This window comes from Lactobacillus panisapium (genome assembly GCF_019469265.1).
In the GTDB taxonomy this organism is placed as follows: domain Bacteria; phylum Bacillota; class Bacilli; order Lactobacillales; family Lactobacillaceae; genus Lactobacillus; species Lactobacillus panisapium.
Genome location: NZ_CP048268.1, coordinates 792,717 through 808,165, shown reverse-complemented (window position 1 = coordinate 808,165; position 15,449 = coordinate 792,717). Strand labels below are relative to the sequence as shown.

At 36.4% G+C, this 15,449-nt stretch carries 14 protein-coding genes; 3 read left to right on the top strand and 11 right to left on the bottom strand.

The annotated features are described in order from the left end of the window. Together GYM71_RS03995 and GYM71_RS03990 are read left to right on the top strand one after the other, a co-directional pair. Nucleotides 1-732, top strand: coding sequence for a multidrug ABC transporter permease (locus GYM71_RS03995; protein ID WP_220221003.1), 732 nt, complete (start codon nucleotides 1-3; stop codon nucleotides 730-732). After that, nucleotides 729-1,448 carry an ABC transporter permease gene (locus GYM71_RS03990; protein WP_244986845.1) on the top strand — a complete coding sequence of 240 codons (720 nt, stop codon included), beginning with the start codon at nucleotides 729-731 and terminating at the stop codon, nucleotides 1,446-1,448. Before GYM71_RS03995 ends, GYM71_RS03990 begins: the two co-directional genes overlap by 4 nt. Before the next feature lie 59 nt (nucleotides 1,449-1,507). Here the strand turns inward: GYM71_RS03990 and GYM71_RS03985 are convergent, their stop codons facing one another. The 4 genes from GYM71_RS03985 to add all read right to left on the bottom strand — a co-directional run bounded on the left by GYM71_RS03985 (nucleotide 1,508) and on the right by add (nucleotide 5,748). Further along, the gene (locus GYM71_RS03985) at nucleotides 1,508-3,412 is read right to left on the bottom strand and encodes a copper-translocating P-type ATPase (RefSeq protein WP_220221002.1); all 1,905 of its coding nucleotides are present in this window, start codon (nucleotides 3,410-3,412) and stop codon (nucleotides 1,508-1,510) included. A gap of 21 nt (nucleotides 3,413-3,433) precedes the next feature. After that, nucleotides 3,434-3,805 (bottom strand): cupredoxin domain-containing protein, encoded by a 372-nt coding sequence (locus GYM71_RS03980; protein ID WP_220221001.1) that lies wholly within the window; start codon nucleotides 3,803-3,805, stop codon nucleotides 3,434-3,436. A 461-nt stretch (nucleotides 3,806-4,266) separates the two neighbouring features. Further along, nucleotides 4,267-4,464, bottom strand: coding sequence for a hypothetical protein (locus GYM71_RS03975; RefSeq protein WP_220221000.1), 198 nt, complete (start codon nucleotides 4,462-4,464; stop codon nucleotides 4,267-4,269). 264 nt (nucleotides 4,465-4,728) lie between these two features. Beyond that, nucleotides 4,729-5,748, bottom strand: a complete 1,020-nt coding sequence (add, locus tag GYM71_RS03970; RefSeq protein ID WP_220220999.1) for an adenosine deaminase — start codon at nucleotides 5,746-5,748, stop codon at nucleotides 4,729-4,731. A gap of 377 nt (nucleotides 5,749-6,125) precedes the next feature. Between add and guaB the strand changes: the two genes are divergently transcribed. Next, nucleotides 6,126-7,271, top strand: a complete 1,146-nt coding sequence (gene guaB / locus GYM71_RS03965; RefSeq protein WP_220220998.1) for an IMP dehydrogenase — start codon at nucleotides 6,126-6,128, stop codon at nucleotides 7,269-7,271. Between the two features lie 56 nt (nucleotides 7,272-7,327). Here the strand turns inward: guaB and GYM71_RS03960 are convergent, their stop codons facing one another. From GYM71_RS03960 to glmS, 7 genes are all read right to left on the bottom strand, one after another. Beyond that, nucleotides 7,328-7,762, bottom strand: coding sequence for a MarR family winged helix-turn-helix transcriptional regulator (locus GYM71_RS03960; RefSeq protein ID WP_103752156.1), 435 nt, complete (start codon nucleotides 7,760-7,762; stop codon nucleotides 7,328-7,330). A 2-nt stretch (nucleotides 7,763-7,764) separates the two neighbouring features. Then, entirely contained in the window at nucleotides 7,765-9,162 is a 1,398-nt protein-coding gene (locus tag GYM71_RS03955) for a DHA2 family efflux MFS transporter permease subunit (protein WP_220220997.1), read from the bottom strand. A gap of 155 nt (nucleotides 9,163-9,317) precedes the next feature. Further along, nucleotides 9,318-10,841 (bottom strand): glycosyltransferase, encoded by a 1,524-nt coding sequence (locus GYM71_RS03950; protein ID WP_220220996.1) that lies wholly within the window; start codon nucleotides 10,839-10,841, stop codon nucleotides 9,318-9,320. Nucleotides 10,842-11,385: 544 nt separating this feature from the next. Further along, on the bottom strand, nucleotides 11,386-12,099 hold the full coding sequence (locus tag GYM71_RS03945; protein ID WP_220220995.1) for a hypothetical protein: 714 nt from the start codon (nucleotides 12,097-12,099) through the stop codon (nucleotides 11,386-11,388). 34 nt (nucleotides 12,100-12,133) lie between these two features. Then, nucleotides 12,134-12,571 carry a CopY/TcrY family copper transport repressor gene (locus tag GYM71_RS03940; protein ID WP_220220994.1) on the bottom strand — a complete coding sequence of 146 codons (438 nt, stop codon included), beginning with the start codon at nucleotides 12,569-12,571 and terminating at the stop codon, nucleotides 12,134-12,136. A 24-nt stretch (nucleotides 12,572-12,595) separates the two neighbouring features. Next, complete coding sequence (locus tag GYM71_RS03935) at nucleotides 12,596-13,411, bottom strand: Cof-type HAD-IIB family hydrolase (RefSeq protein WP_220220993.1); 816 nt, start codon at nucleotides 13,409-13,411, stop codon at nucleotides 12,596-12,598. Nucleotides 13,412-13,528: 117 nt separating this feature from the next. Next, nucleotides 13,529-15,340 carry a glutamine--fructose-6-phosphate transaminase (isomerizing) gene (gene glmS / locus GYM71_RS03930; protein WP_220220992.1) on the bottom strand — a complete coding sequence of 604 codons (1,812 nt, stop codon included), beginning with the start codon at nucleotides 15,338-15,340 and terminating at the stop codon, nucleotides 13,529-13,531. Nucleotides 15,341-15,449: the final 109 nt, after the last annotated feature.

Here is a 15,449-nt window from a genome sequence, read left to right as displayed (position 1 = left end):
ATGCGTTTCATTCGACTATTTCTCTTTCACTTGCGTGATTATTTATCTGATCAATATTTCGTTTGGCTAGTAATTACGTCAACCTGTTCAATTTTTTTAATACAATATACCATCGCATACGCAAGTTACGATTTAAACAATCCCCTTTTATGGCGTCAAAGCGGAATCTTTGGTACCTGGACTTCCTGTACGACTGTTGCCGGCTGCATTAGTTTTGAAAAATATAAGGGAACTTTACCTTATTTGCTAAATAGCAAGTATGATGAACGTCTTTCTCTAATCACGCTTTTGCTCCCTGCTTCTAGTTATGGGCTCTTCTCATTTCCCCTTGCCTTTGTACTGGCTAAAATCTTAGGAGTAGCAACGGGACCAATAACTGGCAATTTTATTTTGCTAATTCTTTTATTATGGCTGGGTTGCACTATCATGGGCATTTTGATTGCTGCCTTTTTAACCCTTTCGCCTAATTCAATGCTTTATGAAACTTTAATCGGCACTCCGATTTTGTTAGTAGCCGGATTATTTGGCAATGAAGCTGTTTTAAAACCTTTAACGAATATCGCACAGTGGTTTATTCCGATTACAGCACCAATCTCCGCACTAACAAGAAACATCGTATTTAATTGGGCAGCCTACATTTTTAGCCTAATCTTCTGGTTATTTTTAATTGCTTTTACAGTTAAAAAGATTAATTATTTAGTGCGCAAGAAAGGAGCGTTGAAGATCATATGATTGCCACACAATTTTCGGCTTTGCCTTTCTTAAACAATTGGCGTACAAAAATAATTTATTTTGTACTCAATCCATTAATCAATATGGCATTATTGGTATTAATTGATATGCAATATGCCAACAGTTTTAATTGGTCGATTGTTGCTGCATCAATTGCAATTGATACTACCACTTTAACAATGCAAACAATGAACGATCTATTAGTTGAAGATGCCAGCTTGCGTATCGACTTTGAGATGATTGCTAAAAAGCCATTCAGTTTTCGATATTGGATGAGTAAATGCATCACTTCGGCAATTATCGGGACCATTTTAGCAATTATCAATTTGGTTTTAGCGCTTTGTTTTGGTGCTCCCCTTTATCTCATTTTACGTGTTGTCATCTTGCTGCCATTACTTTGTCTAACCGGGATTATTTTTGGTTTCACAGCTTGGGCAATATCATGGCAAATGAATGATCCCTACTTTTTGGCCAATTTTTTTAGCGCAATTATTCAACTGGTAGCCGGTATTTTGGTTGTGATTACTGCCTATCCGACGTGGTTAAAGTCAATCGCACTAATTTTTCCATTCGCCAGTCCAGTCACTTTTATCAAAACAGGTTCTGCAAACCTAATAGCCAGCATCATAATTACTCTAATTTGGCTGTTGGCTGGTTTGATTGCTTACGTCATTCAAATTAGGCCCGTTTTAACCAAAGGAAAACACCGCTTTTAAGCTCACACAGTTTTACCGACATAAAAAGACAGTCAATAATGACTGCCTTTTTGTTTTGCTTAAATTTTGCTTTTCCCTAATAAAACAGAGCTGATTACTACTGATAATGAACTGAAGGCCATTGCCATACCGGCAAATTCAGGGCTAAGAGTTAAGCCAGCACCAGCAAACAGCCCGGCAGCAACTGGAATTCCAAGGACATTGTAGATAAAAGCCCAGAATAAATTGAGCTTGATGCGGCTAAAAGTTTTCTTACTCAACTTTAATGCACGAACAACATCTTCCAAATCATTTTTTATCAAAACAATTCCACCTGCTTCAATCGCCACATCAGTTCCAGAACCCATGGCGATTCCAACATTAGCCTGTGTTAAAGCTGGTGCATCATTAATACCATCACCAACAAATGCGACTTTGTGATGTTGCTGCAATTTTTTTATTGCGGCTGCCTTATCGATTGGTAAAACTTCTGCAATGACCTTGTTAATACCGACTTGCTGGGCAATTGCCTGAGCAACAGGTTTATTATCGCCGGTTAACATCACCGGCTCTAGACCCAATTTAACTAAACCGCTAATTGCTCGCGCCGCATTTTCTTTTGGTACATCTTGAATCGCAATTAAACCAATTGCCTGTTTTTCAATAGCCACTAGAACAACCGTTTTAGCTTCTTCTTGTAAAGTGGTAATCTTGGCTTTCAGCGGTGAAGCGACTGTCACGTCTTTAGAAGCAGGCTTTCCGACAAAGGCTGCTCGACCGTTAATTTGACCACTAATTCCACTACCTTCAATTGCCATAAAATTAGTTACTGGACTAGTAGAAATTTTGCCAGCTTTGGCAGCAGCTAAAATAGCGGGTGCCAAGGGATGCTCTGACATTTTTTCTAAACTTGCAGCTATCTGCAAAACTTCTTCTTTATTGCCGACAATATCGGTTACCACCGGTTTGCCCCTAGTTATTGTGCCAGTTTTGTCAAAAACAACAGTATCAAGATTATTGGCAGCTTCGAGAATTTCACCATTTTTAATTAAAATGCCCATCTTCGCTCCACGGCCTGTACCAACCATTAAGGCTGTTGGCGTGGCTAAACCCAGAGCGCAAGGACAAGCGATTACCATTACTGCAACGGCAAAATTAAGGGCTGTAGCCACATCCTTGCCGATTAGAACATACCAGACAAGAAAGGTCGCGATAGCAATTATCAAAACTGTGGGAACAAAGATATTAGCTACCTTATCAGTCAGTTTTTGAATTGGGGCATGACTATTTTGGGCTTGCTTAACTATCGCTATAATTTGGGCTAACATAGTGTCACTACCGACCTTCTCCGCGGTAAAAACAAATGACCCATTTTGATTAATTGTTGCTCCGATTACTTTATCGCCCACTTTTTTGTGGGCAGGTAAACTTTCACCAGTTACCATAGATTCATCAACAGCCGAGTTACCGGAAACTATTTTGCCATCTACCGGAATTTTTTGTCCTGGTTGAACTTGAATTAAGTCTCCTTGTTTAACCTGATCAATTGGAACCTTCACGAAATGATCGTCACGCTTTACTAAGGCATTTTTTGCTCCCAATTTAACTAATTTGCTCATAGCACTAGAAGCATTACTGCGCATTTTTTCTTCAAGTACTTGGCCTAAAAGAACGAAAGTAATTACAAAAGCAGCTGTTTCAAAGAAAACTGGCCGGTGAGTAAACATAGCATAAATACTATAAAGATAAGTGGTTAATGTCCCCAGCGCTACCAAAGTATCCATATTAGAATGGTGTTTTTTAAAGGCAGCCCATGCACTACTCACAAAAGGACCTGCTGAAATCAACATGATTATTGTCGTAAATACCAGCATTGTCCATGAACCGCCCGGTAGCATCCACCCGGTAAATGGATGCAAAATCATTTCTAACAGCATCGGTAAGGAAAAAATTAATGAGATCCAGAAGCGTGTTGTAATTTTCATCTTAGTAGTTTCCTTATCTTTTTATTTAACAATCACTTTGCCATGAAACATGTTCATACTACATTCCCATTCGTATTCGCCTGGTTTGCTCGTATCAATTTTAACTTGTTCAACTTTTCCCTTAGGTAATTCTTGATTAATACCGAAATCAGAAAAAATGACGTGATCAAGGCAGCTTGATGAATCAAGTCGCTTAAAGTTTAACGTGGCTGGCACGCCCTTTTTTAGAACTATTTTTTCTGGCGAGTAACCGCCCTTTACCTCAATATTAATACTTTGCTTATCGGTGCCAAGCTCTGCCGTCTCAGCCTTAACATTTTGCTTGCCAAAAAACCACCATGTGATGAATAGTATTAAGAAAAGACCTACAATTAATACGATTATTTTAGCCATAATTATTTCTCCTATTGAGTTTTACTTTCATTTTTAATGTCTACATTTGTAAACTACAATAATTATAAAGCCAAAATTTACAAATGTAAACATAAAAGGTTTGAAGAAATAAAAAATGCCCATTGGCACTGAAACCAATAGGCTTTGCGATTTTTTTATTTTGTCTACTCGATTTTAGCCAGTCCTCCAAACTGGAAAATTTCGACCCGCGTGTAAAAAAATTATTTTACTAGGCGAGTTTTTATCTTCAAGCAAAATCGTTATTATCAACTTATCAGGATTGTAGCAATTAATGCTTTACTTAACAGCGTACAATACCTTAGTTTTTCATTTTCTATCCCATCCTAGACGTCATAAAAATAAAACCGCAAAAAAGATTTTATTAGCATCTTTTTTATCATGCAAGTATTTTGAATTGACTTTTTAACCTGCTTTTTTAGTCAACTAAAAGGTGATTTTGACTATCTTCCCGCGCCATTTTGACCAATAAAACCAACTGTCTCACCTTCTGTAACCGAAAAGTTAAGTTGATTAACAGCCTTAACTGTTTTTTTAGTTGGTCGGATAATATTTTTAATAGCTGCTTTTAGACCATCGCCCCTTTTTGTAAATGAATATTGTTTCGTGAGGTTATGTGCTTCAATCACTTGCTTGTCCATTAAAAATGCTCTTTCTTAAACTCAAATACCTTTGAAAAGCACAAAAAAGCAATTTTACTAATTAATTTACCTGTAAAAATGCCCTGTTAAAAATCTTAACTTTTCAATTTATCTTAACCGCAAAAACCAGCTTATTGCCCCTAAGCGGTGATCACAGTTTACCATTAATCTAACATAATGCTCAATATTATTTAATAGAAAATTTAATTTGTGTCGTGGAAAATAAAAAAGTACTACTTCTTTACCCGAAATAGTACTTTTTAACTAGTTTTTTGCTACGTAATCATCGATTTGCTGCAAATAAGCCTTTTTGGCATTATCACTAATCCACGAGGTGGTAAAAGAATTTTTCGCAATCTGAATCAGTTCTTCTCTGCCCCAACCAACTTTTTGCGCAAATTGATAGTAAACATCGTTAATGTAATTACCGCCTTTATAGGAAGGATCATCAGAATTCAGGCTAATTAGTGCACCCTCTTTAAAAAGCGTAGTGATTGCCTTTTCTTCCATATCCTGACGTGTGTAATAATATGCAATTGGGCAGGCGGTTATACCAATTTTTTCTTCAACAAGATAAGCCATTAAATCTGGATTTTCAATAATATTCATCCCGTGGTCAAGCCGATCAACTTCAATAATTTCCAGCGCTTGCTTAATGTGTTCCACAGAGTCAACTTGCTTTGGATCACAATGCATTGTTAAATAGTAACCCTGCTTTTTGGCTTCTGCAAAAATTAACATGAATTTCAACGGTGGATTGTGATGTTCAGCTGAATCAAGACCAACGCCGATTATCCAGCCCTTCTCATGATAAGGCCTTGCCGCTTCTAATGTTTGACGAGCGGATTCTTTAGAAAATTCACGGAGAAAGCACATTATTAGCTGGGTGTCTACGCCTAACGCGCGACCATCTACAATTGCTTCGTGTATCCCTTCTATTACTGTTTCAAAGGCTATTCCTCTGCTGGTATGTGCCTGAGGATCAAAAAATAATTCTAAATGCTTAACATTATTTTGCGCCATTTTTTGCAAAAATGCCCACGTAACATCATAAAAATCTTGCTTTGTCCGCAAAACCTTCATCCCATTGTAATAGGCTTTTAAAAATTCTGTAAGACCATAACCATAACTGTGGTCAACATCGGCCGGGGATTTTGCACCAATGTCAATATGATTTCTCTTCGCACAAGCAAATTCTAATTCAGGTTCAAGAGTTCCTTCGATATGAACATGCAATTCTGCTTTAGGCAAACCAGCGACAAATTCACGAGTCAGTTTTTCCATTGTTTGTGTTCTCCTTTATTATTTCCAATGACCACAATTAACTTTTTGGCACAATCATTTACTAATGAGATTGATTGGTTAGTTGTAGTTTTTTAACCCTCGGCTCGAAGATAACACGAACATTATAACAAGCCAAGAGCAAATACTAAGGACTCTATATCTTTTAAATTAGTACTTTATTTAATAATAGCATTTTTAAAAAAGTTTACAATAAAAAAATTAATGTTTAATTTATTCGCTTTTTATCCATAATTATAACTGCTTCATGTTTGAAACTTAACTAATGATAAGTTTAATTTTGGCTTGACCGTTACTAAAATCATTAGTAAAGTGGAGACAATTTAAATTCATTATGCATAAAGATAAGGAGTGCGACTATGTCAAATTGGACAACGAAATTTATTAAAGAAGGACTGACATTTGATGATGTTTTATTAATTCCAGCAGAAAGTCACGTACTTCCAAATGAGGTAGATTTGCAAACCGAATTAGCCCCTAACCTCAAATTAAAGATTCCGCTAATAAGTGCCGGAATGGATACAGTTACAGAAGGCGCAATGGCAATTGCAATTGCTTTACAAGGTGGCCTTGGTGTTATTCATAAAAATATGTCAATTAGTGCCCAAGCGGGTGAAGTTGCTAACGTTAAAAATGTCGTTGTTCCAAGCAACATTGCCAAAGCAGCCGTTGATGACCAGAATCGGCTTCTAGTTGCAGCAGCAATAGGTGTAACCAGTGATACCTTTGAACGTGCTGAAGCCCTGCTAGAAAAAGGTGCTGATGCAATTGTAATCGATACGGCACACGGCCATTCTGCAGGCGTTTTGCGCAAAATTAAAGAAATTCGCACCCATTTTCCTAATGTCACTTTAATTGCTGGCAACATTGCCACCGGTGACGCAGCTAGGGCACTTTTTGATGCTGGCGTTGATGTCGTCAAAGTTGGAATTGGTCCAGGTTCAATTTGTACTACTCGGGTTGTTGCCGGTGTTGGCGTCCCACAAATTACCGCTATTTATGATGCAGCTACTGCTGCTCAGGAGTACCATAAACCAATTATTGCCGATGGCGGTATGCAATATTCAGGCGATATTGTTAAAGCTCTTGGGGCTGGTGGCAACGCGGTTATGCTAGGTAGCATGCTTTCTGGTACAACAGAAGCTCCGGGTGAAATTTTTGAGAGTGAAGGACAAAAATTCAAAACATACCGTGGCATGGGTTCAGTTGGCGCAATGGCACAAGCACATGGTTCTTCGGATCGTTATTTCCAGGGTGGTGTTAACGAAGCAAATAAGCTAGTTCCCGAAGGCGTTGAAGCACGAGTACCTTACAAGGGCGATGTTTCTGATATTGTTTTTCAAATTATTGGCGGATTACGATCCGGAATGGGTTATGTTGGTGCTGCAACAATTGCTGATTTACGTGAAAATGCTCAGTTTGTGAGGATTACCAATGCTGGTTTACGTGAATCACACCCGCACGATGTTCAAATCACGAAAAAGGCGCCAAATTACGAAAGATAATAGGTTGGTAATTATCAACTAAAAAAGCACTAGCTGCTTATCCATAATGGATTCAGTTAGTGCTTTTTATTATCTGATAAAGCAGAATCTAGTTTGGCCAAATTTGCCAGTAATTTCTTTTTAGTATCTGACCCCAAAATCTTTTCAGTTTCTTGTTCTGAGGAGATAAAGTAATTTGTTATTTCTTTTTCTAGTTTAACTGCTTTTTCTGTTAACCGGATTTCCTTATAGCGAGTGTCTTGACTATCAACCTCTTTGCTAATCAAGTTCTTTTGTTCCATCAAATGCAAGATATTAGTAGCAGTTGATTTTCTAATATTAAATTCGTGCTCAATATCTTTTTGATAGATTGGTTGCTTAGTGGAAAAGGAAGTTAAATATTCGATAATCAACATCTGTGTTCCCGTTAGTCCTAAGCTTCTTGCAAAATGATCAACATTACGGTTAAAAGTATTCTGGACACGTTGTAAGGCTAATCCGAGTCTTTCCATTTTTATTCCTTTGCTTTAACAGGTTTAGTAGCTTTATACAGCAAGTATACACCAACTACCACTAAAACAAGCAAAAAGATTAAACCAACTTGTGAGGCATCAACTAATTTACCGGCCGCAGTATTCTTGCCACTCATCTGTTGAACAAATTGCATGATTGCGGAAACAATTGCAGTTCCCACTGCCCCAGCAAACTGTTGTGCCATGTTGAATAAACCGTTACCGTCGGTATTTTCTTTTTCACTTAAAACATTAAGTGATGCAGTCATCGTGTTACCCATGATTAAGCCCGTACCAAGCATTGTAATGGTATAAAAGATGATAATTTCAATTGAAGTAAAGTTGGCTGCAAAAAGACAGAAAAGCAATCCCCCAATTAATTCAAACATCGCACCAGTCATAATTGGCTTACGTGGACCATAATTATCAAGTAACCGGCCACCAACAGGCGATGCGATTGCTCCAATAATACCACCAGTTAAGAGTAGCAACCCAGCAATCATCGCTGTCGAACGATTAACAATTTGAACATAGTTAGGCAAAATAAAAGATAAACCTAACGTGTTAATTTGAAAAATAAAATAAGCGCCCAGACCCTGAGTAAACTTAATTTTCTTAAACACCCGAATATTAATTAGCGGATTTGCCACTTTTAGCGAATGCCTAATAAAAATGATCAATCCGATAATGCCAATAATTAGTGGAACAGCGAACGTTAATGGTTTTTGTAAAACTGTTGCCAAATTACTGAAGGCTAAAATCAAGCCAATGAAAGTTATGGTAATACTTAAAAAGCCCGCAACATCTAACTTAGAATGTTTAATTTTCTTACTTTCCTTAGTGATAGAAGCTAGTCCCATAACCAAAGAAATAATCATTACTGGAATGATGAAAATGTAAATAAAACGCCAACCCATTGTGTTTACAACTAAGCCACCAAAAGTTGGTCCTAAAGCCGGTGCTACAGCAGTGATCATTGTTCCGATCCCCATCAATAAACCGATTTTATCTAACGGTGTCCTTTCCAAAATAATGTTAAACATCAATGGAATCGCAATTCCGGCTCCAGCCCCTTGAACAATTCGTCCAATTACTAAGAAGGAAAAGTTTCTAGCCACAACATCAATAAGCAATCCTGCAATAAAGACTGCCGAAGCAGTAATAAACAGCGTACGTGAACTGAAATTCCGTTTCAAATAGGCAGATAATGGCATGATAATCGAAGCTACAAGTAAGTAACCCGTTGTCATCCATTGAACCATCGCCATATTAACGTGAAATTCGTTCATTAAGACAGGAAAAGTAACATTCCCCGCCGTTTCTATCAGGACTCCTGAAAAAGACATCAGTCCTGCCGCAAAAATTGAACAAATTAATTTTGCATCTAATTTTCTTTGCATATAATTCCTCCCAAAATTTTAGTTAGCAAGCTAACTGATTAACCATAGTAACGTAAATAATTTTGAAATGCAATTAATAATAATTTAAAAAATAAAAAAACCATCTTTAAAAGATGGTTAAAGATATGCAAATAATAATTAAAAAGTAATTCTTTTTAGGCCTTATCCGTATCAATTACATATTTTTTCCAGTATTTCCAAACTTCATCGCCTGAAAAGCGTTTAGCGTTTTCATAAGCAGCCTCACTCATTCGTTCACGTAAATTAGAATCTGAGAAGTATTTTGCAATTTCATCTGCAAAAACATCAACATTTCCGTTTGGTACGAGAACACCACTAACATTATTATTAATTAAATCAGATGGACCATAATTAATGTCATAAGAAATTACCGGAACGCCATGCGATTGAGCTTCCATCGTAACTAGAGACGCACCTTCATAAAGTGAAGAAAGCAACATAAGCTGAGCATGGTCATAGATATCATCAACTTGATTTGCGTAACCCATAAAATGGATACAATTTTCTAAGCCAAGATCCTTAACTAGCTTTTTCAATTTCTTTTCTTCTTTACAATTATCTGAGCCATCAGGGTAACCGTAAATATCTAATGTTAAGTTTTTATTTTTCTGATAAACTTGCGCAAATGCGTTAATAGAATCACCTATGCGTTTTTCAACAAATAACCTTGCTAAAATAACAATTTTACCGGGAATTCTCTGACTCATAGGAATATGCGGCTTGGCAAGCTGCTCATTGGATACAATACCGACAGGAATCGCAACAATCGGTACTTGAGTCCGCAACCGTTTTTTCATGTCATCTGCCTGGCGCTGTCCGGGCGTGATAATTAAGTCAGTTTTACTTAACTGCTCCGTATTGGCAATTGAGCCATATGATAAAAATGAGTTGGGGTCTCTGTAATCACCATAATGAATACTATGAAAATGCTCAATTTTACGTGCCGGTGTTTTCATGTTTATCATAGGTAAATTGGTGATATTACTACGATCTGAGATAAAAGTAGATTGGCCGCCATCTTGTTCATTTAGCTCGTCAAGCATAATAGTAAAAGCTTGTCCTATATTCATCAGCGAATACTGCACACCTTTTTTATCCGTCAGTTGAATATTAGTTGCTGCAAGCCACTTTGGTTTTTGCTCATATGAAACTTCATAATAAACTGTATTATCAGGTCGATAAAATGATTCATAAATAAGGTTATCGTTTGAAGTATTAAAAATTTGCGTAAAGCTTTTAAAACCTCTAGTGTCATAAAAATCCATTTTTGTCTTATGATCATCGGCATTAAAATAAGTAATAGTATCAAGATTATTATCACTAAACAAAGTAATTAACATTGTTTTGCGATTACCATCATATACTTCATAGCCATTATCAACCTTTTTAATCTGATCAGATTCGGGAATTGGTAGCTCATCAATTGTCATCTTTTGTTGCGGATAATTAACCGTTCCAGCAAAAAAATCGTACATATTGACATAATCGTCATCATTTAAACCATATAGCGGTAAATTTCGATGAGCAAAACGATTATAATCACGCATTGCAAGTTTAGCTTTTACACCCTTTTGCTTAAATAATTTTAGCCTTTTAACTTCAGCATGTTCAATGCCAGAACTATTAGAGTCTAATCTGTTATTTAAAAAATAATACATTTATTAATCCCTCATTATTTCAATCATTCATACTATATTTTATATTTTATCACAATTGAATCATGTTATTAAATGCAATTTATGTTATTTATAATATAAATCGTAAATGTTGCTGTATAAAAGATTTTATAAGGACTTACTTTAACTAAGTTAACGAAGAAATTATAACTATGTAATTTATTTTGGTTGAAAGCTAACTTTTATATTCTATAAAATTTTATTTATTTAAAACCAACTCCTTAATTATCGTAAATTTACCGTTTTTTACTATTATTTTGCTTATTATTCCATAAAATTGTACTACTACAATTCCTTATTGCTTAATTACTAGGCAATTTTACTTGAGTAGTATAATAACTAATAAATTATTGATTGATTAGTATAATTAATCATATCAGGGCAAACTAATCCATAAAACCCCTGGTCATTTTTGGAAGACCGTCATGTCTCAGCTTTAATCTGTTTAGATAATTTTGCTGACCAGCAAAATACCCCATAATTAGTTATGCTAATTATGGGGTTAACACCAAAATACTATAAATTTCTAATCCTTTTTCTTGGTCAACTTTAAACCTAGTGGCCAGATAATAGCAACGACAACACTAATTGCTAAACCTAACCATAACATTGAGGAAGTAATTAGAGAAATTCCTGGATCTAATTCGCTTTGTAAATATTGGACTAATTGATTTAGGTAATATTGCAAGGCACCAAAAGAGCCAACTGCAGCAATTAACAAAGCAATTGAGGCCCAAGATTGACCAAATAATACTAACAATGCTGCAAGAGCTAAAATCAAAATAGCTCCAAATAAGAAGTAGTGAAAAATGTTGATTGAGTTATTGACCTGTTTAGAATTATCCGATAATCCCTTATTAACACGCTGGAGTATCAGATAATTAACAGCTTTTTGAACCTCGTTTTTCTCAGGTAGCTTTAAATTTTTGGCAGTTAGCTCTCCGTTTTCCTGATAGCTAACGCTAAGATTATACAAGTCAACATAGGATAAATCCCGGTGATACTTTGAAGGCAATTGCTCAAGCACCTTATTTTCAACTCCAAAGTCTTTAGCTAACTTCAGTGTTCCCTTTAAATTGGTATCACCACTTTTATCGACGTTCTTCTTTATTACAGAACGCGCAACTTTCGGAACGTTTTGAACATTGATCGTTGCCGGACTTTCAAATAACAAAAAGCCCGCAGCACCAATAAATACTATAAATACTAACCGCAGAATTATACTAGCAAACCTTCTCATTAGACTTACCTCCTTAGGTAGATTAACTAATGTTCTAGCAATCGTGTTGACCCCAAGCTAAGCAGTTGCAAGCAATTTTGGCTGGTGCATGCAGTTTTTTCTGTGCAAGTTCTGTTTCAATTGTAGCAATATCACTTTCAGACAAAGGCATGTCTTTTAATATTTCAATCAAGACTTGTCCTTTATGCATATCACACATATGATTCATCATTTCTTTAGTGACTTGAATCATCATCTGAATTTGTGTAACTGTGGCAGAATAGACATATCGGCGACCATCTTTTCGCGTCTGCAATAGACCTTTTTTAACCAAGCGTCCCATTAAAGTTTTAATAGTCGATTCAGACCAATTTTTCTTAGTCTGAAGCTGCTCGATTACTTCACCAGTATGAATTTCGCCGAGAGTCCACACTATTCTCATGACTTCCCACTCGGCTTCAGAAATATTATGTTCTTTGTTTTTCTTTACCATAATAGTCAACCTAGTTTTATTCTACTACAAAACAAACTTTTTTAATGCTTTCGCAATTCCGTCATGATCATTATCCTCAGTTATATAATCTGCATTATCTTTGATCATTTCAATCGCATTTCCCATTGCCACTTTTTTAAAACTCGGATTCAAAAACATTGAAATATCATTTCCTTGGTCACCAAATACCATGACCTGACTAGGAGCAATTTTTAACCGGTCTGCAAGGTTAATTAGTGCGTTACCTTTTGAAGCATCTTTAATATTAATCTCAATATTAGAAGAAAAACTACGCACAACATCATATTTGGCAAAAGCCCACTCCGGAATATTATTCCAAAGCTTCTCTACTTCTTCGACATCATCTGTCTCGCTAAAGCCCACTTTATTAAAGGTAAAATCTTGTGGAATTTCTTCTGCTTTACGTACTTTAATAATATTTTTTGTCATTGCAGCATTGACCGATAAATTGACGCCCAATTCTCGGTCACATGTCCAAAAACATTCTGGTGTTTCAAAATGCAAGTTAACATGAGCAAGGCGCTGTAAACGTCGCATATTAGTAAAATCATGATAATTCATTTCCTGGTTCATCAATACTTTACCAGCTAAGTTTTGAATAACTGCACCGTTAAAGACAATATTATATTGCTTATCCCCGGCTAGTCCTAATTCCTGGTTGAATTGCATCACGCCTGATAATGGGCGGCCGGTAGCAAGAACTACTTGAATGCCTGAGTCTATGGCTTGTTTCAACGTTTTCTGTGTTTCTGGCAAAATACTATTATTGCTAGAAAGTAAAGTACCATCTAAATCGACCGCAATTAATTTAATTGACAAAGTTTTTTCCTCCCACAATCTGGATATTATCCCCTTTATTATACAAAAAGTCGTAATTACTTACGACTTTTTTCAATATTCGCTTTTATTCAGATTGGCATAAGGACTTTCAAAGGTTTATTCAACCGTTACACTTTTAGCTAAATTCCGTGGTTTATCAACATCAAGGCCCTTATCTTTGGAAGCATAATAGGCAAATAGCTGTGCGACCACAACACTTACCAGTGGGGTTAAATAATAATTTATCTCTGGGAGAACAATATCGTCATCATCAACCGCTAACTTTTTGCTTGCAATCGTGATTACGCTCGCTCCCCGAGCAATTACTTCTTGAATATTACCTCGCATTAAATCGGCAGTTAGCGGGTCATTAATCAGGGCAATTACAGGTGTTCCTTTTTCAATTAGTGAAATTGTTCCGTGTTTCAACTCGGCGGCCGCAAAGCCTTCGGTTTGAATGTATGATACTTCCTTTAGCTTGAGCGCTGCTTCAAGAGCAAGCGGATAATCAATCCCACGGCCAATATAAAAAGCATTACGTGAGGGAAGCAAAAACTTTTGAGCTAATTGCTCAATTTTTTCCTTACTTGAAATCACCTGCTCTGCTCCTTCAGCAGCTAAGGCAAAAGCGGTTTTTAAATCAAAAGCACGCGCATTTTCATTGCCAATTTTTTCTCCTAATGCTTTAGCTAAAATAGCTTCTAACGCAATTTGAGCGGTGTATGCTTTGGTAGATGCAACCGCAATCTCCGGCCCTGCTTCTAAGGAAAGTGAGGCAGTTGCTTCACGAGCAAGAGTTGAATTGGGAACATTGGTTAAAGTTAAACTTGGAATATTGCGCTTAATTGCCTCTTGTAAAACCACCCTAGAATCAGCAGTTTCACCCGATTGTGATAGAAAAATAAACAGGGGATGCTTTGACATCATTGGAAAATGGTAGCCGGCTTCAGAAGCAAAACCAACTTCGGTGGGTACACCTGCAAACTTTTCAAAAAGCACTTTACCAACCAGACCCGCATGATAGCTGGTCCCTGCAGCAAAAATATATAACCGATCAGCAGCTGCTAGCATATCAATAATTTTTGCTTTAATTTGAGGTTCGCCATTTTGATCTAAATAAAATTGTTCAAGGTGACGTAAAACTCCGGGCTGCTCACAAATTTCCTTTAACATATAAAATTCATAGGTTCCCTTAGAAGTCGCATTTGGATCAATTTTTAAAGTATATGGTTGCACAACAGCAGGCTCACCTGCAAGACTCTCAATCACATAACTATCATTAGTAATGTCACCAACTTGTCCATCTTGTAAGTCAGCAAATGTTTTAGTTTGATCTAATACTGATAGCGCATCGGAAGCGATAATATTAAAACCAGCACCAATTCCTAGCATTAATGGTGACTTATTTTTTGCGACATAAATATGATCCGGCTTAGTATTGTCAACTAGTAAAAGAGCATATGAACCCTTCACTTTAGCTAAAGCTTTTTTCAAGGCAGTGAAAGCATCCACATTTTCTGTTCGCGCAATTTTACTAATCAATTGAACAATAACTTCCGTATCAGTATCGGAAACAAAATTTACATCTGATAAATAGTTGCTTTTTATTTCTTGATAATTTTCAATCACACCGTTGTGCACTAGGTAAAAACGGTCAGTTTCATCATATTGCGGATGAGCATTATTTTCTGTTGGCTTACCATGGGTTGCCCAGCGAGTATGACCGATACCAACTAATCCTTGTTCATCAGACGTCATTTGATCTTTTAGATTTTGAATACGGCCAACAGTTTTGGTAATGTACTCATTGCCTTTTTGGTCATTTAGGTAAATCCCCGCTGAATCATAACCACGATATTCTAGCTTAGATAAACCATTTAAAACAATTTCTCTAGCAGATTTTCCAACAATTCCAACAATTCCGCACATATTTTTCTCCTTTGGTATAGCCCAAAAATGCTTATTTGGGCTAGTAGTAAATTTAGCTTTATGTAAGGAATAATATTACTAGTTTGATAATTGGTCAAGCTAAAAAATT